The sequence below is a fragment of the Vibrio sp. CAU 1672 genome, assembly GCF_029223195.1.
Taxonomy (GTDB): domain Bacteria; phylum Pseudomonadota; class Gammaproteobacteria; order Enterobacterales; family Vibrionaceae; genus Vibrio.
This window is the reverse complement of the sequence record NZ_JARHUF010000010.1, coordinates 37,001-56,147: the sequence shown is the minus strand read 5'-3', so window position 1 is coordinate 56,147 and position 19,147 is coordinate 37,001. Positions and strand designations below refer to the sequence as shown.

Here is a 19,147-nt window from a genome sequence, read left to right as displayed (position 1 = left end):
TATCTACCTATGTGTCGTCTTCACAGACGTCTAGACCGGAATGGCCTACATTATGCTTTACCCAACGACCTGGGATTTTTTCGGTCGGACATTATACGAGATAATCGTAGCCAATGTAAGTGAAATCGTCGCCACTTCCACTTACCGTAATTCACCTTTGCAACCGGGCTGGCAAACACGCTAACAGACCCATGCTCCGGCGCTAAAAAAGGAGGCATTATGCCTCCTGAGTAAATCGGGTTATTCAAACGGTGACGGGTCACCGGCACCTTGGCGCACCAATACCGGCTGATCATCGCTGAAATCAATGACAGTGGTCGGCTGCTCACCCAGATAACCACCATTGAGAATCACGTCTACCGCGTGTTCCAGCTTGTCACGGATCTCTTCAGGATCGGATTCTGTAACTTCATTACCCGGCAGGATAAGTGACGTCGACATTAACGGCTCGCCCAGTGCTTCAAGCAAGTCCAGTGCAATACGGTTATCAGGTACACGGATACCAATGGTTTTGCGCTTGGCATTCATCAGGCGACGCGGTACCTCTTTAGTGCCTTTAAAAATAAAGGTATAAGGCCCCGGAGTATTGTTCTTCAGCAAACGAAACGCAGTGTTATCGACGCGCGCATACAGCGATATTTCCGACAAATCACGACACAATAACGTAAAGTTGTGTTTATCATTCAGGCGGCGGATCTGGCAGATACGCTCCAGGGCTTGTTTGTTTTCCAGCTGGCATCCCAACGCGTAGCCAGAGTCAGTCGGGTAGACCACCACCCCGCCATTACGAATGATTGCTACGGCTTGATTGATCAAGCGAGCCTGTGGGTTTTCTGGATGAACGTAAAAAAACTGGCTCATTATAATTCCTCGTTATCGAGCCTCTCGGCTCTATATTCTATGGAGTGTCATCCTGAGCTGTTACAGCCAGAGATGGCTCAATCCCCCAATCTTTCCATACTGGTTCGACACCTGCGGGTAACCAGAGGTTTCTTCCCAATTCCATCCAGGGGGATGGATAATGAAAATCACTACCTTGGGAAGCTAATAGTTTGTATTGTATAGCATAATCGCCCAAGTTGCGCTTTTCTTGTGGGGCTTGTTGTGGTTGCGACACTTCCATCGCATCGCCCCCGGCCTCAACAAACGCGGTCAACAGGCGTTTCAGCCACTTCGCGGTTAGTTGATAGCGACCGGGATGCGCCAGCACTGCCTGGCCTCCTGCTGCATGAATGGCATTGATGGCATCATTCATCGAGCACCAGTTGGGCGGAACATAACCTGGGTTTCCACGCGTCAGGTATTTTTTGAACACCTGTTGCATGTTTTTCACATAGCCGCTGTCCACCAGCCACTTAGCAAAATGCGCACGTGTCACCGGGGCACCGTTGGCAATTTGCTGCACCTCGGCCAACACCCCTTCCCGGGTTGCTTTTTGCAGCCGCTGGGCAATGAGTTCAGCCCGGGCAATACGGTGCTGTTGTTGCTGTGCAATCAAAGTATTGAGCGTCGCATTATCCGGATCAACGTTTAATCCCACGATATGTATGTCTTTATTCTGCCACACAGTCGAAATTTCAATACCATTAATTAATTGTAATGGCAGCTGCTTCTCGGTGATGTACTTTTTCGCGACCATCAGCCCATCCAGCGTATCGTGATCCGTGATGGCCAAAACCTCAACACCAAAGCTCAACGCGCGGTCGACCAGTTCTTGCGGTGTAAACCTTCCGTCAGAAGCGGTGGTATGGCTGTGTAAATCTATTCTCATATTTTTCGTAATTTAGTGCGGTTTTGGGGTTGACTTTTCACCCTTGCACTAGTTAACTAGTACACAAATACAAAACACATGAATTAAGGCTCACCATGTTACAAGAGTTTAACTACCAGCAGAAAGCGAAAATTGCGATTCATCTGAATCAGGCGCATTCCGCGGATCTGTCTTGGTGGCGTACTTGGAAAACATCCGGGTGGGCACCAGTGCATTTCTGATTAAAGAATCTAAATTCGCAAAGCCCGCTTCCAAAGCGGGCTTTTTAATTTGTCGTTTATCTCACAGTTAATTGCTTAAACATTCAGCGAATCAGGCCAAAACGCCATTGGGTGAACGTTTGCTTTGTGCGACTATGTACGACAGGACGATGTAAACAGCTACAAGGAGGTCTTGTGAACAAGGCCATACAAATTAAGAATCTCGGACAACTCGAAGTGCTAACAGCTGCCGTGCCATATGCTTCAGATCCAACCCGCTTGTTCCATACCCTGTGTGAGAACAAAACCGACAGCTTATTGCTTGAATCAGCAGAAATTGATTCCAAGCAAAACCTAAAATCGTTGTTAATTGTCGATTCGGCCGTGCGCATCGTGTGCCACGGTCATACAGTTCGCATGCAAGCCCTGACGGAAAACGGTAGGAACTTGCTCGCACACCTGAATCAAAATGTACGCAGTAAAATCAGCAGCCAGTTTGATGGTCAGACCCTGACACTGGAATTCACTCAGCCATGCGACACGCTGGATGAAGACTCCCGACTGAGTGAAGCGTCTTCATTCGATGCGTTGCGTCTGGTTCAGCACAGTTTCGATCTTTCCCAGCAAGACAAACACGCGATCTTCCTGGGGGGATTATTTGCGTATGATTTAGTCGCCAGCTTCGAACCGCTGGGCGACGCAGAACCGGCCAGTCAATGTCCCGATTACGTGTTCTACGTAGCAGAAACCTTACTTGTTATCGATCACCAGACCGAATCTTGCCAGTTGCAGGCAACCCTGTTTGTTGATGATTCACAGAAAGCAGCGTTAGAGACTCGCATTGCTGATATTAGCGCGCAATGTGCTTCACCAAAGCCTCTGCCAGGTGCGACCCAAGTTGCCAATGTTGCCGCTCAACCAAGTATTTCCGATCAAGATTTCTGCCAGATCGTTCGCGATTTGAAAGAGTATGTAGTAAAGGGCGATATTTTCCAGGTGGTGCCTTCTCGCCGTTTCACCCTGCCGTGTCCTTCACCGTTAGCAGCATACAAAGAACTGAAACAGAGCAACCCCAGCCCTTACATGTTCTACATGCAGGACGAGCTGTTTACCCTGTTTGGCGCCTCACCCGAAAGTGCACTGAAATACGAGACCGCGACCAACCAAATCGAGATCTACCCCATTGCGGGCACTCGCCGTCGGGGTAAGCGTCCAAACGGCGAAATCGATTTTGATCTAGATAGCCGCATCGAACTTGAACTGCGTACGGACAAAAAGGAAAACGCCGAGCACATGATGCTGGTTGACCTCGCGCGTAACGACGTGGCACGTATCTCTCAAGCTGGTACCCGGCATGTCGCAGACCTGCTCAAAGTAGACCGTTACAGCCATGTGATGCACCTGGTATCTCGCGTGGTTGGTCAACTGCGTGGCGATCTGGACGCGCTGCACGCTTACCAAGCCTGTATGAACATGGGCACTCTTACTGGTGCGCCGAAGATTCGTGCCATGCAGCTGATCCGAGACGTGGAAGGGGCCCGCCGCGGCAGCTATGGCGGTGCGGTCGGCTACCTGACCGGCGAAGGTACGCTGGACACCTGTATCGTGATCCGCTCAGCGTATGTGGAAAACGGCATCGCTCAAGTACAAGCAGGCGCAGGGGTGGTATTCGATTCTGACCCCCAGGCAGAAGCTGATGAAACCCGCGGAAAAGCACAGGCGGTTATTTCCGCGATTCAATCAGCTCATCTGCAATCGGCACATAAGGAGTAGCAGCTCATGGCCAACATCGTATTTATCGATAACTTTGACTCGTTTACCTACAACCTTGTAGCTCAGTTCCGTTCACTGGGCCACTCAGTCAAAATTTACCGCAATCACATTCCAGCCGAAACCATTGAACACGCAGTGAACAAACTGGAAAACCCGGTTGTTTTGCTTTCACCGGGGCCCGGGGCACCATCTGAGGCAGGTTCGATGCCCGAGCTGATCCAGCGCTTAAAAGGCAAAGTGCCGATGATCGGAATTTGTTTGGGCCACCAGGCCATTGTCGAAGCCTACGGCGGCACCGTTGCCGGAGCGGGAGAAATCGTACACGGAAAAGTCTCGATGATGGCGCACCAGAATCACGCAACCTACACCAATCTGCCGTCACCACTGGCGATTGCCCGTTACCACTCATTGGTGGCGACCAAAGTCCCGGAAAGCCTGACTGTCACCGCAGAGGTGGATAACTTGGTGATGTCGGTGGTACAGGAGCAAGATAAAGTGTGCGGATTCCAGTTCCACCCGGAATCGATTATGACCACCTATGGCGCGACACTGTTAACCAATGCCATTGCATGGGCGCTTGAGAAGGCTGAGTAAGGAGAATCATCATGGAAAAGATCATCAATAAGTTATACGCGCAACAATCGCTGACTCAGGAAGAAAGCCAACAGTTATTTGACACCATTATCCGCGGTGAGCTCGACCCGATTCTGATGGCCGCAGCACTGACCGCACTGAAAATCAAAGGCGAGACGCCGGATGAAATCGCCGGCGCGGCCAAAGCACTGCTGGCCAATGCCAACCCGTTTCCACGCCCGGATTACGATTTTGCCGACATCGTCGGCACCGGGGGGGACGGCCACAACACCATTAATATATCGACCACAGCAGCATTCGTTGCGGCAGCGTGTGGCCTGAAAGTGGCCAAGCACGGTAACCGCAGCGTGTCGAGCAAATCCGGCTCTTCCGACTTGCTTGACTCCTTTGGCATCAATCTGGCCATGAGTGCCGAAGACACCCGCAAAGCGGTGGATGATATCGGGGTAGCGTTCCTGTTCGCGCCGCAATATCACGGCGGAGTGCGCCACGCGATGCCAGTTCGTCAGACCATGAAAACGCGTACTATCTTCAACATTCTTGGTCCACTGATTAACCCTGCGCGTCCCAACATTGAATTAATGGGGGTTTACAGTGAAGAACTGGTTCGTCCTATCGCTGAAACCATGCTACAAATGGGTATGAAACGCGCCGCGGTGGTACACGGTAGCGGGCTGGATGAAGTCGCCATTCACGGCCCGACCACGGTTGCGGAAATAAAAGATGGCAAGATCACTGAATACACCCTGAGCCCAGAAGATTTCGGCTTACAAGCACACCCGCTGGAAGCGATTAAAGGTGGCGATCCAGAAGAGAACAAAGCCATCATCACGAACATGCTCACGGGTAAAGGAACCGAGGCTCAACTTGGTGCCGTTGCCGCTAACGTTGCTTTGCTGATGCGTCTGTTTGGCCATGAAGATTTGAAAGCCAATGCGCAACAAGCGATTGATGCCATGAATTCCGGCAAGGCTTACCAGTTGGTACAGCGACTCGCCGCACACGCTTAAGGAAATGATGCAGATGACTGACTTCAACACGCAACAAGCTGACAACCTGTCTGAACACGTTTCAAAACAAGAAGCTGAAATGGCAGAAGTACTGGCCAAGATTGTTCGCGATAAATACCAATGGGTGGCAGAACGCAAAGCACTGCAGCATCTGAGTACGTTCCAGTCCGAATTAGAGCCCTCTGAACGCAGTTTTTATGACGCCCTGAGTGGTGACAACACCGTGTTTATCACCGAATGCAAAAAAGCCTCGCCATCAAAAGGCCTGATCCGCGATGACTTCGATTTAAATTACATCGCATCGGTTTATAACCGTCATGCTGATGCTATTTCTGTGCTGACTGATGAGAAATATTTCCAGGGTAACTTCGACTTCATTCCGCAAGTGCGCAGCCAGGTAAGCCAACCGGTTTTGTGTAAAGACTTTATGATCGATACCTACCAGGTTTATCTTGCGCGCCATTATGGTGCCGATGCCGTACTGCTGATGTTGTCGGTACTGAATGATGACCAGTACCACGCTCTGGCGGAAGCAGCGCACAGCCTGAATATGGGCATCCTGACGGAGGTCAGCAACGAAGAAGAACTTCAGCGGGCCGTTAAACTGAAGGCTCGTGTTATTGGCATCAACAACCGCAATCTGCGTGATTTGAGCACCGACCTCAACCGAACCAAACAGCTTGCACCGACAATTCGTCAACTCGCGCCTGACGCAACGGTGATTTCAGAGTCCGGCATTTACACCCACCAGCAGGTGCGTGAACTGGCTGAATACGCGGATGGCTTTCTGATTGGCAGCTCGCTAATGGCAGAACACAACCTCGAACTGGCTGTCCGCAAAATTACGCTGGGAGAAAACAAGGTATGTGGCCTGACCCACCCTGACGACGCTGCCAAAGCGTACCAGGCGGGGGCGGTATTTGGTGGACTGATTTTCGTGGAAAAATCTCCGCGAGCGGTGGACTTGGAAAGCGCACGCCTGACCATGAGTGGTGCGCCGCTTGATTATGTGGGCGTGTTCCAAAACCACCCGGTTGATTTCGTGGTGTCAGTTGCCACCTCTCTGGGCCTAAAAGCCATTCAGCTGCATGGTGAGGAAGATCAAAATTACGCGAATCAACTAAAAGCCGAGCTGCCTGCCAGTATCGAGATTTGGAAAGCGTATGGCGTCAAAGAGGCACGACCTGCCCTGCTGAGCGAAAACATTGACCGTCATCTACTTGATGCACGGGTTGGCAACCAGTCTGGTGGAACAGGCGAAGTGTTTGACTGGAGCCTGATTGGCGATCCGAGCCAAATCATGCTGGCAGGAGGATTGACGCCAGACAATGCCCAACAAGCCGCAACACTCGGCTGTCTGGGTTTAGATTTAAATTCCGGTGTCGAAAGCGCACCAGGCAAAAAAGATTCACAGAAGTTGCAACAAGCCTTTGCTGCAATTCGCAACTACTAAAAGTTTACGAAAAGGAAGATCACCATGGCAAAACTAAATGCCTACTTTGGCGAATACGGCGGTCAGTACGTTCCGCAAATTCTGGTTCCGGCGTTGGATCAACTGGAGCAAGCCTTTATTGACGCACAGCAAGACCCAGAATTCCGCAGCGAGTTCATGACGCTGCTGCAAGAATACGCGGGTCGCCCAACGGCACTGACGCTGACTCGTAACCTGACCAAAGGCACAAAAACCAAACTGTACCTCAAGCGTGAAGATCTGCTTCATGGCGGTGCACATAAAACCAACCAGGTACTAGGTCAGGCACTGCTGGCAAAACGCATGGGCAAAAACGAAATCATCGCCGAAACAGGCGCGGGTCAACACGGTGTTGCTACTGCTCTTGCGTGTGCGCTGCTTGGTCTTAAATGCCGCGTTTATATGGGCGCCAAAGACGTTGAGCGCCAAAGCCCGAACGTGTTCCGCATGAAACTGATGGGCGCGGAAGTGATCCCGGTTCACTCTGGTTCTGCCACACTAAAAGACGCCTGCAATGAAGCGCTGCGGGACTGGTCGGCTACTTATGAAGACGCACACTACCTGCTCGGCACTGCGGCGGGGCCTCACCCATTCCCGACCATCGTCCGTGAATTCCAGCGTATGATCGGCGAAGAGACCAAAAACCAAATCCTGGCGCGTGAAGGCCGCCTGCCAGATGCGGTGATCGCCTGTGTCGGTGGCGGCTCCAATGCGATTGGTATGTTCGCCGACTTTATTGAAGAAGAAAGCGTTCGCCTGATCGGGGTCGAGCCAGCAGGGAAAGGGATTGATACCGACCAACACGGAGCACCACTCAAGCATGGAAAAACCGGTATCTTCTTTGGTATGAAGGCGCCGTTAATGCAAGATCCAAATGGCCAGGTTGAAGAGTCTTATTCGGTATCGGCCGGACTGGATTTCCCGTCTGTCGGCCCTCAGCACGCCCACCTCAATGCGATTGGCCGGGCCGAATACGGCAACGTCACCGACGACGAGGCACTGGAAGCCTTCCAGGAGCTTGCGCGCAATGAAGGCATAATCCCGGCATTAGAATCGTCACATGCATTAGCGTTTGCGCTACGCATGGCACGGGAGAATCCGGAAAAAGAGCAACTATTGGTAGTCAACCTGTCCGGTCGTGGTGACAAAGACATCTTCACCGTGCACGCCATCCTAGAAGAAAAAGGAGTGATCTAATGAGTCGTTATGAGAAGATGTTTGCGCGCCTGAATGAGAAAAACCAAGGTGCATTTGTTCCGTTCGTCACTGTTTGCGATCCAAACGCGGAACAATCATACCAGATCATGGAAACGCTGGTTGAATCAGGAGCTGATGCCCTGGAGCTGGGGATTCCTTTTTCCGACCCGCTTGCGGATGGCCCAACGATTCAGGGTGCCAATATTCGTGCGTTAGATTCAGGGGCGACACCGGAAATCTGTTTTGAGCAAATCGGTAAAATCCGTGCCAAATACCCGGACCTTCCGATTGGCCTGCTAATGTACGCTAACCTGGTGTTCTCCGGTGGTATCGAGAACTTTTATGAGCGCTGTGCCAACGCCGGTATTGATTCGGTTCTTATCGCTGACGTACCCACTAACGAAAGTGCCGAGTTTGTTGCAGCGGCGGAGAAGTTTGGCATTCACCCGATCTTTATCGCTCCTCCGACAGCCAGTGATGAGACCTTAAAACAAGTCTCTGAACTAAGCGGTGGTTACACTTACCTGCTTTCACGCGCAGGTGTAACCGGCGCCGAAACCAAAGCCAATATGCCGGTCGGTCACATGCTGGAGAAACTCAAGCAATTTGACGCGCCACCAGCGCTGCTCGGTTTTGGTATTTCCGAGCCAGAGCAAGTGAAACAAGCACTGGTATCGGGTGCCGCCGGTGCAATATCCGGATCTGCGGTGGTGAAGCTTATTGAAACAAACATTGAACAGCCACAAATCATGCTGGATAAACTGGGCGAATTTGTCTCTGCCATGAAAGCTGCAACACAAAAATAACGTACTACTAATCTTTACGTATCAGATCGATCTCTTATCACACCTGAGAGATCGATCATTTCCGTTACATCTCACGCTCATGTCTCCCCCAATATCAACCAGCAAGCTTATCAATACCAAGCGTCACATTCATACCACAAGTCAATGGCAACCGTTTGCGATCGATTAAAAAATTATCACCCATCAAAAAAGTCGCAAGTAGCAGGGTAATTTGTACAGAGTTTGTATTGCCAATTGTGAAGGATAAGTGTAAAAAACAAATCGATATAATTATCCATAATTGTATTTTAACTTAGTGGGTAATTTTAGGATTTTATAATTAATTAGCACAGAGGTTATGGAAGTGTTAAAAGAGAAGAGTTTGCTAAACAACATTGGCGTTCAGGTCGTCATTGCAATGATCGTAGGTACTGCCGTGGGTGCCTTCATGGGTCATAGCGCGACCGTGTTCGCTCCATTAGGTGCTATCTTTATCAACCTGATTAAAATGCTGGTCATCCCTCTGGTGGCGGTCGCATTGATCTCAGGTGCAGCTGGTCTGGGCAACAGCCAGTCAGCAGGTAAAGTAGGCCTTGTAACACTAGGCTATTTTGGCCTGACATCAGCCCTGGCTGTATCGCTGGCGCTATTCATGGGTGAAGTATTCCAACCAGGCATGGGCATCGACGTTTCTGGCGTAGAAGGCATGTTCTCGGCTGAATACGCTTCAAAAGGTGAACTACCCACTTTCTGGGCAACCATCACTGGTATGATCCCAACCAACGTTTTCCAGTCACTGAACGAAGCGAACATCCTGCAGATCTTAGTATTCTGTATGTTCTTTGGTATTGCGATTTCTAAGCAAGCGAAAGAACGCCGTGAGCCGATCATCAATGGCGTAAACTGCATTGTTGATGCCATGGTGTGGATGATTAACAAAGTCATGATCATCGCCCCAATTGGCGTATTTGGTTTGATGGCGGAAGCTGTAGGTACTTTCGGCTTTGGCGCTTTGATGGTGGTATTCAAACTCTTCGTTGTATACACAGCTGCGATCCTGATTTTCGGTTTTGTTGTGTACCCTCTTATGGTCCACGTATTCACTAAGACTTCTGCCAAGAAATTTGTCTCAGCGATGAAGAAACCACAAGCAGTGGCACTATCTACAGCATCGTCAATGGCAACCCTGCCAGTCACAATGGACACCTGTGAGAAAGAGCTGGGCGTAAAAAACTCAACCGCCTCTTTCGTACTTCCTTTGGGCGCGACCATCAACATGTCTGGTAACGCAATCTACTACGGTTTGGTGGCCATCTTCTTTGCCCAGTTGTTCAACATCGATCTGGGCATGGGGGCATACATCGCGATCATCATAACGTCTACACTGGGTGCGGTAGGTCAGGCTGGTGTTCCTGGTCCATCTTTCCTTGTGGTTGCCGTTCTGCTGGCCGCTGGCATTCCAATTGAAGGCCTGCCTCTATTATTCGCACTTGACCGTATCTTCGACATGATCCGCACCGCACTGAACATCACCGGTGATGCCGCTTGTGCCGTGATCGTAGATGCCCTTGTTGAAGAAGAAGCTGAACAACCAGAACTGCAAAAGCAACAGGCGTAAGTCCACTACTCATATTTTGCTCATCAAAAACCGGAGGCCACTCCGGTTTTTTTGTCTTTCCAAGATCCGAATCACATTCTGGTCAAACCACTTCCACATGCTCATGCGCATGCTATGAAACCAGTGTTATTAGGTTTAGTATACAAGCCATAACTAAATTTACTTATACCTTTATAAAATAAAGAATAAGTTAATTAAAAAATCAACGTCATAAGAGGCTGGGATGGCACATCACTCAACCCTCACCCTGTCGAGCCTAAACGAGCATCCTATTTCAGGGAACAAGCTGCACAAACTATTTGAAGAGTTTGTACGGCTTGAGGCAACTAACGGTCCGGATACGATCAGCGACATTTTTCAGCAACGGCTGGATGCAGCTCTGGAGAAAAGCCTCAACCGAAAAAAAGCAACCAACATCAGTACGATTACAGCTTCTGACAATTACCAGCGAGCGATCAGAGAACCACTTGCCAACGCCTCCAAAGAGCTGAACGAACTGGAACAGCAAGTCCATTTGCACTTCAGTTCCTGGGCGGAATTTTGGTGCGAGTTCCTGATTTACAAGCTGCTGAAAAAATATGGTGTTACCCAATTGCAAGCCGGCTTCACGGTTGGTAGCCTGTCTCTTAATGATGAAGACTATCAGGCTGAACTGATCGACGATATCGGCACCGCCGCAGATTACTTTTTGACGCCCTACAGCCCGGTGCCCCTGACACTTTCTGATGCAATCTTAATCAGCAACTTACAAACGCTGGTTAAAGAAGAGAAATGGTATGAGATGTTATTCAGCATCGAGTTGTCCAGCCGTGAAATGCATTTCATTATGTACACTCCCGCGACCCCTTCCCGGCATAAACTGCTGCTCGCATCCGCTAAAATTCAACCCGGAACCGCGCTAACCGGCTGGCTCTATAATGAGCCATTTTTTAATCAAACCCACTGGCAAGAACTGAACAACACGCACGCACTCAAAATATTAAAGCAACACCGTCTCTTTGCCGGGCTCTCTGTTGTTAATTGCAGCCTTGAAGATTACCTTAGACAACCCTCCCCCCACGCCGGACAGATTTGTGAAATCATTCGCTTAGCCCTCACGGCCCCAAAGCCACTGCGGCTATATTTTGTTTATCTTAGCCAAAAACAACTCGCCTACCTTCTGGAGGCGCAACACTTTATGGTGGCGTTCATCGTGACACAAAACCCCGCGTTACTGGATTTCTACACCACTCTGTCCAGTGATAGTTATATCGCGCTCAGTCGCTTACAGCTTGGCGATGAAATCGTTTACAAAGGTATGTGGTACCTGCCGTCAGTACGTGAAGATTTCGAGTTCATTCGATTTCGTGATTACAAAACCCGGCTCATCTCCGCTAAGCGCAAGCAACTAAGATCACACAACCATGACTGACATTTTTGCACTAATCGCTTACCCCAAGGCAGTTACCTTATTACTCACTGCAATGTTTGTTCTGGGTTGGGTAGGCTATTTCATTCATACCTTTAAACGTAAACAGTACGATGTTGGTCGTGGTTATCATCGCTTTTACATCGGTTACTCGCTCAGCCTGTGTGCGTGGATTATCAGTAACGCCTATTTCCATACCGAGCTGCCGTTGCAACTTAGCCACAGCGCATCGATTGGCATGGCAACGATTTCCAATCTCTGCGCATACTCCGCGTTTGCCTTTGCCTATGTATTTTCATGTAAACTGAGAGCCGACGAACACACACCCAGACTAAACTTGGTGCAAAAAGCCTTGCTTGGGGTATTAAGTAGCCTCACATTTGGCATTAATCTCGTCCCCGGGTTAACCATTGTTGATGTCGCCGTAACCGCTCCCAGCCAGTTTGTGATTCAGTTTGGTTCACTGACCAGCCTGTTCTTTAGCCTGGTAGTTATCCTGATCATCTTAACGCTGAACAACCTGCTTAATATCCGCAGTCAGCAGTTCCGCCTGCTGAAGGTACGTTCTAGCTATATGATTGCAGGCATCGTTATTTTCATGTTGTCGACGCTCACGATTCAGGTGGGAATGACTTTCTTTTTTAACGATTTTTCGTTGACTTGGTTGCCTCCTGCGCTATCGATCAGTGAAATGCTATTTGTCGGTTACGCTTTGCTGACCTCACGATTTTACAGCGCTAAATACCTGACTTATGCTGCAATAAGCATCATGCTGACTGCCGGTCTCTACTCAATATCTCTGCTGCTGATTGACATCCCGCTACCGTACACGACACATCCACTTGCCATTGCTGTCATTTGCGCGCTGGTCGGCCTTACATGGCGTCCGATTTACCAAAAAGTCAGTCATGTGGCATCGCTGATCATTTATGGCGAAAAACTGACGCCGGTAGAGCAGATCTTAGCCCTTGAAGAGAACTTCAAACACTCAATCGACAGTGCCATCGTTCAGCTGGCAAGTTTACTTAATATTCCTTGTGATAAGTTACGTCTGGTCACCAGCAATTACAATCACATCCAGTATGCCGAGTATTTACCGACTAACAGCTCTGCACTGGTCTACGATGAACTCACCGAACAAATCGGGTTTTCCTACCAAAAGGCCCGCCAGCTGAAACAGCTGCATGATAAAATGAACTCCAGCAACGCTGCTTTGGTTCTGCCTTTATTTAATAACAAAAGATCCATTACCCACTTTCTGATATCACCACATAAAATCGACAACAGCGTGTTCTCCAACGAAGAAATCTCGGCACTGCAGCGACTGTTGCAACGAGTGCAGAACACCATAGAAGCCGATCGGAAAGTGCGGCAGAGCCAGGCATTGGCCAACTCAATAGCGCACGAAATGCGTAACCCTTTAGCACAGGTACAACTGCAGTTTGAAACGCTAAAACAACATATTAATAGCCACGCTCCGGACACTATACTGCTGGACGGTATCGATAACGGTCATGCTGCTATCCGCAGAGGGCGCCAACTGATCGATATTATTCTTCGGGAGGTCAGCAATGCATCGCAGGAGCATGAACCAACAGCGATAACATCCATCCACAAAGCCATCACACAGGCCGTAGAAAGCTACGGTTTTGACAACGCAGATACTCGCTCAAGAGTCCAACTTCCGACACAAGCGGACTTTGCGGTAAATATTAATGAAACCCTGTTTAACTTTGTCATTTTCAATTTACTTCGCAACGCCATTTACTATTTTGATTCCTATCCGGACAGTCAAATTGACATTCAGACACTGACAGGCCAATACGAAAACGTATTGATCTTCCGTGACACCGGGCCAGGCATCCCCGAACCGATCGCCCATCGGATTTTTGATAACTTTTTCTCTTACCAGAAAAGCGGTGGCAGCGGTCTCGGGCTAGGCTACTGCCAGCGAGTCATGCGCTCATTCGGAGGACGCATAGAATGCCGGTCAGCCGAAAACCAATACACAGAGTTTCTCCTCTACTTCCCGGCACTATCACACATACACCGTGAACTGCATCCCCAGCACGCTTCCGTTAACGCCCGGCTCGATACCGCACCTTGCCCTGCTGAGCAGCCCCGGCGGCAGGTTCTTGTTCACCACCACTCTCCGACGGTGCTTATTGTCGATGATAAAGAAGTACAGCGAACTCTGGTGGATATGTATCTAAGCCAGCTTGGGGTCAACTGTATTCAGGCCAACAACGGCAGAACTGCGCTAAACATGTTTAAATCCAATCAGGTTGATTTAATTCTGATGGATGTCCAAATGCCGGTGATGAACGGCTTCGATGCCAGCCGGCAAATCAAAGCGATCGCGCCGGATATCCCCATCATCGCCCTGTCGGGAGAGTCTGGCCCGAAAGAGTTAGCGATGATCCAAACCTTAATGGATGACAGGCTGGCCAAGCCGACCACCATCGCTGCCCTAAAACAGGTTTTGAACCGATGGCTCAATTTCACCCCTTCTCCACAAGAAGCTGTGGTTGAACATTAAATTTGGCATCTGTTATGCGTTGTTATCTTTACCGTAACTGATTGGATAAGCTCAAGCCCGATGCCCGTCGCTGGAGCTTGCAGGAGATACATGATGCTAATACACAGACATACATACTACGGTTTAATCCATCACGGCATTAAAACGCTGCTACTCGACCGGGTTGGTCACTTTAACGAATATGAGTATCACCAGTACCTGAAACTGATGACAGGAAAGTCAACCTGTTTCACCATGTCACTAGATGAGTTAGAGATGACGGTCGACTATCTGCGCGGTGAAGGATATCTGGAAGATGTAAAATCACTGATCTTCCGCTATCAGGGCGTCGCATAAAAACATCGCAAACTGCTGCTGGTATCGCGGCAGTTTTTTGTATCCAATTGTCTCCGGCTATTCACATTAGCTGAGATTGCGTTAGACTGTCAGCAGTTCAATAACCAGGTAATATTTTGCGACATGAAGCAAATTCTTGATTTTATTCCACTGATTGTCTTCTTTGCCCTGTACAAGATGCAGGACATTTACGTTGCAACCGGTGCTTTGATTGTAGCCACCGCCCTTCAGATCATCATCACATACGCTTTGTACAAGAAAGTGGAAAAGATGCAGCTGATCACCTTTGCAATGGTGGCCATCTTTGGCGGCATGACGATTTTCCTGCACGATGACAACTTCATTAAATGGAAAGTAACGATTGTTTATATGCTGTTCGCCATCGGCCTGGCCGTCAGCCATGTGATGGGTAAATCCGCAATAAAGGGCATGCTGGCAAAAGAAATCAGCTTGCCGGAAGCGGTTTGGACACGAATTAACTGGGCCTGGGTCGGCTTCTTCAGTTTCTGTGCCGGCCTTAACGTGTATGTAGCATTCGAAATGCCGCTCGACGTTTGGGTTAACTTTAAAGTGTTTGGTTTGTTGATCGCAACCTTCGGCTACATGATTGCCACCGGTTTTTACATCTATAAACACATGCCCAAGGAACAGAATAATCACTCCACCGATGTTTCGGTTGATGATTAAAGAATCATTTTTGCTATAATCCGGCTGAATGAATTTCACAGCGACCTACGGGTCGCTGTTTTATTGTTGTGGCGGAAGACTTATTTCAATCGCTTGTCGTGCTTATTTGCACCATAACCCGTCACTTTCTTTGAGTTAATGGATGTCAACATGAGTAAAGAAGTCTGCTCCCCAAGAGGCCAACTCCTCCTCCGTACTCTGGCAATGCCAGCCGATACCAATGCCAACGGCGATATTTTTGGTGGCTGGATCATGTCCCAGCTCGATCTGGCCGGCGGGATCCTGGCAAAAGAGATCTCAGCCGGGCGAATTGTCACCGTATCAGTTTCCAGCATTACTTTTAAAAAACCGGTCAAAGTCGGCGATGTAGTGTGTTGCTACGGTGACTGTACCAAAATTGGCCGTACCTCTATGAGTATCGATCTGGAAGTCTGGGTTAAACCAATCAAAGAACATGGTATTGAAGATCGCTTCATGGTTTGTGATGCTACCTTTAATTATGTCGCGATAGATAGCGAAGGAAAGCCTCGACCAATCGCCAAGTAACGCCGTCAGGCAAGTATGCACTCACATTTTTGCCCGCAGACTTGTTACTGAGTAGAAAAAGGCGCTAAATTAGAGCTTTACTGTCACCCACCAGCTAAGGAATCAAGTTATGTGGTATGTCATCTTTTCTCAGGATGTCGAGAACTCTCTAGAAAAACGCATGAGCGTCCGCCCGCAGCATCTGGAACGTTTACAGAAGTTACAAGATGAAGGACGCCTATTAACCGCAGGTCCCATGCCTGCTATTGACTCGGATAATCCGGGCGAGGCCGGCTTTACCGGCTCAACCGTCATCGCTGAGTTTTCATCACAACAAGACGCTCAAGCATGGGCCGATGCGGATCCATATGTCGCTGCCGGTGTGTATGCAAATGTGATCGTCAAACCGTTCAAAAAAGTCTTTTAACTATGAAAAAATTACTGTGTTTGATACTGGCGGTAACTGCACTGGCTGGCTGCAGTGCAAACGATGACCAACAACGCCAACTGGAGTTAATGGCGTCGAACCGTGCCGGCATGCTCTCCGCCGGTTTGCCGCTGGAGTATGGGCCACTGAAGATTATGCGCATTTCTTCCAACAAGAACGTGGTGGAAATGATGATGATATATAACCAGGATGCGCCCGATGCGAAACCACTGAATCAAGTACTGAGCACCAGTATTTACAAATACTGTCATACCGAACAGGTGCGTGATCAAATTAACATGGGCCTGATGTATCGCTTTAAAGTCCGCAATGCACGCGGACAGTTGGTCGTCGATGAACTGGTATCACAACAAAGCTGTGAAGCGATTCAGAAGCCACGCTGATTATCACACAGTATTGTGTTAGAAATGGGGCCATATCGCCCCATTTTTTATCCTCAATCCCCGTCAGTTACGCCAACTCTGCTCTCAGCTTTTTCGCTGCCGACACCAGGTTAGTCAGCGCCGCCTCCGTCTCCGGCCAGTTGCGCGTCTTTAACCCACAATCCGGGTTTACCCATAGGCGCTGCACCGGAATTTTTTCTGCCGCTTTTTTGATTAAAGACTCAATCCACGCTTCCGCCGGAATATTCGGCGAATGGATGTCATACACACCCGGACCAATCTCATTCGGATAGTTAAACTCCTCAAATGCTTTAAGCAGCTCCATGTTCGAACGAGACGTTTCAATAGTGATCACATCAGCATCCAACGCGGCAACGGAGTCAATAATTTCATTGAACTCGCTGTAGCACATATGAGTATGAATTTGTGTTTCCGGCTTTGCGCTGGCAGCGGAAATCTTAAACGCCTCCACCGCCCATTGCAGGTATGCCTGGTGATCAAGCCGCTTCAGCGGTAAGCCTTCACGAATTGCCGGCTCATCAATCTGAATGATATTGATACCTGCCTCCTGCAGATCGTCAACCTCATCCCGTAACGCTAAAGCCAATTGCTGCGCGATCTCCTTACGGGTGATATCTTCACGCGGGAACGTCCAGCACAAAATGGTTACGGGCCCGGTCAGCATGCCTTTCATCTGTTTAGACGTCAGTGATTGAGCATACCTCGACCACTCCACCGTGATCGGTTTTTCCCGTTCAATATCTGCGACCACAATCGCAGGTTTTACACAGCGGGACCCATAGCTCTGCACCCAGCCGAATTGAGTCGTTTGAAATCCGGCAAGGTTTTCGGCAAAGTATTCGACCATATCATTGCGCTCTGCTTCACCATGAACCAGAACATCTAAATCCAGCGCTTCCTGACGCCTAACTGCCTCAGCGATATGCCCCTTGAGCTTTTGCACATATTCACTTTCAGACAACTGACCTCGGCGATACGCGCTGCGTTCAGTCCTTATAACCTCTGTTTGAGGAAAAGAGCCGATCGTGGTGGTCGGCAGTAGTGGCAAACCGAGAACTTCGGCCTGATACGCAGCCCGTTGCACATAAGGTACACTACGCCGGGTCAGAGCTTCAGTGATCCCGTTGACCCGGGCCTGGACCTGCGGTTTGTTAACGTGCTGAGCCGTTTTACGTGCCTGAATCGGCAAACTGTAGGTATCACAGGCCAGGATTGCTTGTTGGTCGCCATCGAGCGCTTTTCCCAGCAAAGCAACTTCCGTCACTTTTTGTTTGGCAAACGCAAACCAGCTTTTCACCTCATCACTCAGCGCTGGCTCCAACTCCAGGTCGACCGGGCTGTGAAGCAGCGAACATGAACTGGCTACCCACAATCGATCCCCCAACTGAGCTTTTAAAGGCTGCAGCTTGCTCAGTTGTGCACTGAGATCCGTGCGCCAGACATTACGCCCGTTCACCACCCCTACAGAAAGCACCCAATGCAGCGGCAGCTTGGCTACCACCTCTTCAAGTTGCTGTGGCGCGGCAGAGAGGTCGACATGCAGGCCGTCTACCGCTAATTCAACAATCTTATCCAAATTATCCGTAATCGCATCAAAATAGGTGGTCAGTAGCACTTTGACATCACTGCGGATCACCTGATACGCCAGTTTGAACGCATCTGCCCAGCGGGTTTCCAGCTCTAAAGCCAGGATCGGTTCGTCTATTTGTACCCACTCGACGCCCAATGAAGCCAACTTAGCTAAAATCGCCTGGTAAGCGGTCAGCAGACGCGGCAATAGTGTTAAACGATCAAAGCCCTCTTCAACTTCTTTACCCAGGTAAAGATAACTCAATGGCCCAAGCAGTACGGGTTTAACATTATGACCGGCCTGCGAAGCTTCACTTATCTCTTCAAACAGTTGGGGCCAACTGACTTCAAAACGGTCCTCACGACTAAACTCCGGGACAATATAGTGATAATTGGTATTAAACCATTTGGTCATATCAGAAGCAGCATGGCCGCCGCAGCCACAGTCTGAGCGTGACTGACCCCGGCCGACCCGGAACAAAGTATCGAGATTGGGGAACCCACCAGCGTGACGCTTTGGTACATGGCCGAGCAACATGCTGGTGGTGAGCACGTGATCATACCAGGCAAAGTCACCGGCAACCGTAAAACTCAGCCCCGCTTCATTTTGTATCCCCCAGTTGTCATTGCGCAACTGAGCCCCAACCGCGTGAAGTTCCGCCTGATCAATCTCGCCGCGCCAATAGCGCTCGAGGGCGAACTTCAGTTCACGCTGCTTGCCAATTCGTGGGTAACCTAAAATATGAGTAGTCGTTGCCATATCCAATTCCTTCTATGTCTCTGTTCTGTTAGCCACCTCAACAAGAGAATTG

The 19,147-nt window shown here is 49.5% G+C and carries 18 protein-coding genes and 1 other annotated feature; of the genes, 15 read left to right on the top strand and 3 right to left on the bottom strand.

Translation table 11 applies throughout. From position 1 onward, the window contains the following. Positions 1-240: 240 nt before the first annotated feature. Complete coding sequence (locus P2G85_RS11320) at positions 241-861, bottom strand: L-threonylcarbamoyladenylate synthase (protein ID WP_275864193.1); 621 nt, start codon at positions 859-861, stop codon at positions 241-243. A gap of 37 nt (positions 862-898) precedes the next feature. After that, the gene (locus P2G85_RS11315; protein ID WP_275864192.1) at positions 899-1,771 is read right to left on the bottom strand and encodes a PHP domain-containing protein; all 873 of its coding nucleotides are present in this window, start codon (positions 1,769-1,771) and stop codon (positions 899-901) included. A gap of 95 nt (positions 1,772-1,866) precedes the next feature. On the opposite strand from P2G85_RS11315, the gene P2G85_RS11310 reads away from it, so the two are divergent. The 15 genes from P2G85_RS11310 (at position 1,867) to P2G85_RS11240 (ending at position 16,745) form a co-directional block, all read left to right on the top strand. Beyond that, entirely contained in the window at positions 1,867-1,992 is a 126-nt protein-coding gene (locus P2G85_RS11310) for a Trp operon leader peptide (protein ID WP_275864191.1), read from the top strand. Further along, positions 1,939-2,041, top strand: a sequence feature (Trp leader region). Its footprint overlaps the gene before it by 54 nt. A 125-nt stretch (positions 2,042-2,166) precedes the next feature. After that, positions 2,167-3,744: an anthranilate synthase component 1 gene (locus P2G85_RS11305; RefSeq protein WP_275864190.1), complete on the top strand. Its 1,578-nt coding sequence runs from the start codon at positions 2,167-2,169 to the stop codon at positions 3,742-3,744. Positions 3,745-3,750: 6 nt separating this feature from the next. After that, positions 3,751-4,338, top strand: a complete 588-nt coding sequence (locus P2G85_RS11300) for an aminodeoxychorismate/anthranilate synthase component II (RefSeq protein WP_275864189.1) — start codon at positions 3,751-3,753, stop codon at positions 4,336-4,338. Positions 4,339-4,349: 11 nt separating this feature from the next. Next, entirely contained in the window at positions 4,350-5,348 is a 999-nt protein-coding gene (trpD, locus tag P2G85_RS11295) for an anthranilate phosphoribosyltransferase (RefSeq protein WP_275864188.1), read from the top strand. A 13-nt stretch (positions 5,349-5,361) separates the two neighbouring features. Next, positions 5,362-6,801, top strand: coding sequence for a bifunctional indole-3-glycerol-phosphate synthase TrpC/phosphoribosylanthranilate isomerase TrpF (trpCF, locus tag P2G85_RS11290; RefSeq protein WP_275864187.1), 1,440 nt, complete (start codon positions 5,362-5,364; stop codon positions 6,799-6,801). Positions 6,802-6,825: 24 nt separating this feature from the next. Then, the gene (gene trpB, locus P2G85_RS11285; protein ID WP_275864186.1) at positions 6,826-8,016 is read left to right on the top strand and encodes a tryptophan synthase subunit beta; all 1,191 of its coding nucleotides are present in this window, start codon (positions 6,826-6,828) and stop codon (positions 8,014-8,016) included. Next, complete coding sequence (gene trpA, locus P2G85_RS11280) at positions 8,016-8,822, top strand: tryptophan synthase subunit alpha (protein WP_275864185.1); 807 nt, start codon at positions 8,016-8,018, stop codon at positions 8,820-8,822. Before trpB ends, trpA begins: the two co-directional genes overlap by 1 nt. Positions 8,823-9,159: 337 nt before the next feature. After that, a complete protein-coding gene (locus P2G85_RS11275; protein WP_275864184.1) occupies positions 9,160-10,419 on the top strand; it encodes a dicarboxylate/amino acid:cation symporter in 1,260 nt (419 codons plus the stop codon). Positions 10,420-10,642: 223 nt separating this feature from the next. After that, a complete protein-coding gene (locus P2G85_RS11270) occupies positions 10,643-11,830 on the top strand; it encodes an acyl-homoserine-lactone synthase (RefSeq protein ID WP_275864183.1) in 1,188 nt (395 codons plus the stop codon). Next, positions 11,823-14,366 carry a hybrid sensor histidine kinase/response regulator gene (locus P2G85_RS11265; RefSeq protein ID WP_275864182.1) on the top strand — a complete coding sequence of 848 codons (2,544 nt, stop codon included), beginning with the start codon at positions 11,823-11,825 and terminating at the stop codon, positions 14,364-14,366. Before P2G85_RS11270 ends, P2G85_RS11265 begins: the two co-directional genes overlap by 8 nt. 93 nt (positions 14,367-14,459) lie before the next feature. Further along, on the top strand, positions 14,460-14,702 hold the full coding sequence (locus P2G85_RS11260) for a hypothetical protein (RefSeq protein WP_275864266.1): 243 nt from the start codon (positions 14,460-14,462) through the stop codon (positions 14,700-14,702). Between the two features lie 123 nt (positions 14,703-14,825). After that, positions 14,826-15,389: a septation protein A gene (locus P2G85_RS11255; protein ID WP_275864181.1), complete on the top strand. Its 564-nt coding sequence runs from the start codon at positions 14,826-14,828 to the stop codon at positions 15,387-15,389. 150 nt (positions 15,390-15,539) lie between these two features. Next, positions 15,540-15,935 carry an acyl-CoA thioester hydrolase YciA gene (yciA, locus tag P2G85_RS11250; RefSeq protein ID WP_275864180.1) on the top strand — a complete coding sequence of 132 codons (396 nt, stop codon included), beginning with the start codon at positions 15,540-15,542 and terminating at the stop codon, positions 15,933-15,935. A gap of 109 nt (positions 15,936-16,044) precedes the next feature. Continuing rightward, on the top strand, positions 16,045-16,341 hold the full coding sequence (locus tag P2G85_RS11245; RefSeq protein ID WP_275864179.1) for a YciI family protein: 297 nt from the start codon (positions 16,045-16,047) through the stop codon (positions 16,339-16,341). A 2-nt stretch (positions 16,342-16,343) separates the two neighbouring features. Next, positions 16,344-16,745: a GspS/AspS pilotin family protein gene (locus P2G85_RS11240; protein WP_275864178.1), complete on the top strand. Its 402-nt coding sequence runs from the start codon at positions 16,344-16,346 to the stop codon at positions 16,743-16,745. 67 nt (positions 16,746-16,812) lie between these two features. On the opposite strand, the gene metE is transcribed toward P2G85_RS11240, so the two are convergent. After that, on the bottom strand, positions 16,813-19,095 hold the full coding sequence (metE, locus tag P2G85_RS11235) for a 5-methyltetrahydropteroyltriglutamate--homocysteine S-methyltransferase (RefSeq protein WP_275864177.1): 2,283 nt from the start codon (positions 19,093-19,095) through the stop codon (positions 16,813-16,815). Positions 19,096-19,147: the final 52 nt, after the last annotated feature.

What these genes read in the sequence shown, in the direction of transcription:
- P2G85_RS11320 (WP_275864193.1), bottom strand. Translation starts at nt 861, where the DNA reads ATGAGCCAGTTTTTTTACGTTCATCCAGAAAACCCACAGGCTCGCTTG.
- P2G85_RS11315 (WP_275864192.1), bottom strand. Translation starts at nt 1,771, where the DNA reads ATGAGAATAGATTTACACAGCCATACCACCGCTTCTGACGGAAGGTTT.
- P2G85_RS11310 (WP_275864191.1), top strand. Translation starts at nt 1,867, where the DNA reads ATGTTACAAGAGTTTAACTACCAGCAGAAAGCGAAAATTGCGATTCAT.
- P2G85_RS11300 (WP_275864189.1), top strand. Translation starts at nt 3,751, where the DNA reads ATGGCCAACATCGTATTTATCGATAACTTTGACTCGTTTACCTACAAC.
- trpD (WP_275864188.1), top strand. Translation starts at nt 4,350, where the DNA reads ATGGAAAAGATCATCAATAAGTTATACGCGCAACAATCGCTGACTCAG.
- trpCF (WP_275864187.1), top strand. Translation starts at nt 5,362, where the DNA reads ATGACTGACTTCAACACGCAACAAGCTGACAACCTGTCTGAACACGTT.
- trpB (WP_275864186.1), top strand. Translation starts at nt 6,826, where the DNA reads ATGGCAAAACTAAATGCCTACTTTGGCGAATACGGCGGTCAGTACGTT.
- trpA (WP_275864185.1), top strand. Translation starts at nt 8,016, where the DNA reads ATGAGTCGTTATGAGAAGATGTTTGCGCGCCTGAATGAGAAAAACCAA.
- P2G85_RS11275 (WP_275864184.1), top strand. Translation starts at nt 9,160, where the DNA reads ATGGAAGTGTTAAAAGAGAAGAGTTTGCTAAACAACATTGGCGTTCAG.
- P2G85_RS11270 (WP_275864183.1), top strand. Translation starts at nt 10,643, where the DNA reads ATGGCACATCACTCAACCCTCACCCTGTCGAGCCTAAACGAGCATCCT.
- P2G85_RS11265 (WP_275864182.1), top strand. Translation starts at nt 11,823, where the DNA reads ATGACTGACATTTTTGCACTAATCGCTTACCCCAAGGCAGTTACCTTA.
- P2G85_RS11260 (WP_275864266.1), top strand. Translation starts at nt 14,460, where the DNA reads ATGCTAATACACAGACATACATACTACGGTTTAATCCATCACGGCATT.
- P2G85_RS11255 (WP_275864181.1), top strand. Translation starts at nt 14,826, where the DNA reads ATGAAGCAAATTCTTGATTTTATTCCACTGATTGTCTTCTTTGCCCTG.
- yciA (WP_275864180.1), top strand. Translation starts at nt 15,540, where the DNA reads ATGAGTAAAGAAGTCTGCTCCCCAAGAGGCCAACTCCTCCTCCGTACT.
- P2G85_RS11245 (WP_275864179.1), top strand. Translation starts at nt 16,045, where the DNA reads ATGTGGTATGTCATCTTTTCTCAGGATGTCGAGAACTCTCTAGAAAAA.
- P2G85_RS11240 (WP_275864178.1), top strand. Translation starts at nt 16,344, where the DNA reads ATGAAAAAATTACTGTGTTTGATACTGGCGGTAACTGCACTGGCTGGC.
- metE (WP_275864177.1), bottom strand. Translation starts at nt 19,095, where the DNA reads ATGGCAACGACTACTCATATTTTAGGTTACCCACGAATTGGCAAGCAG.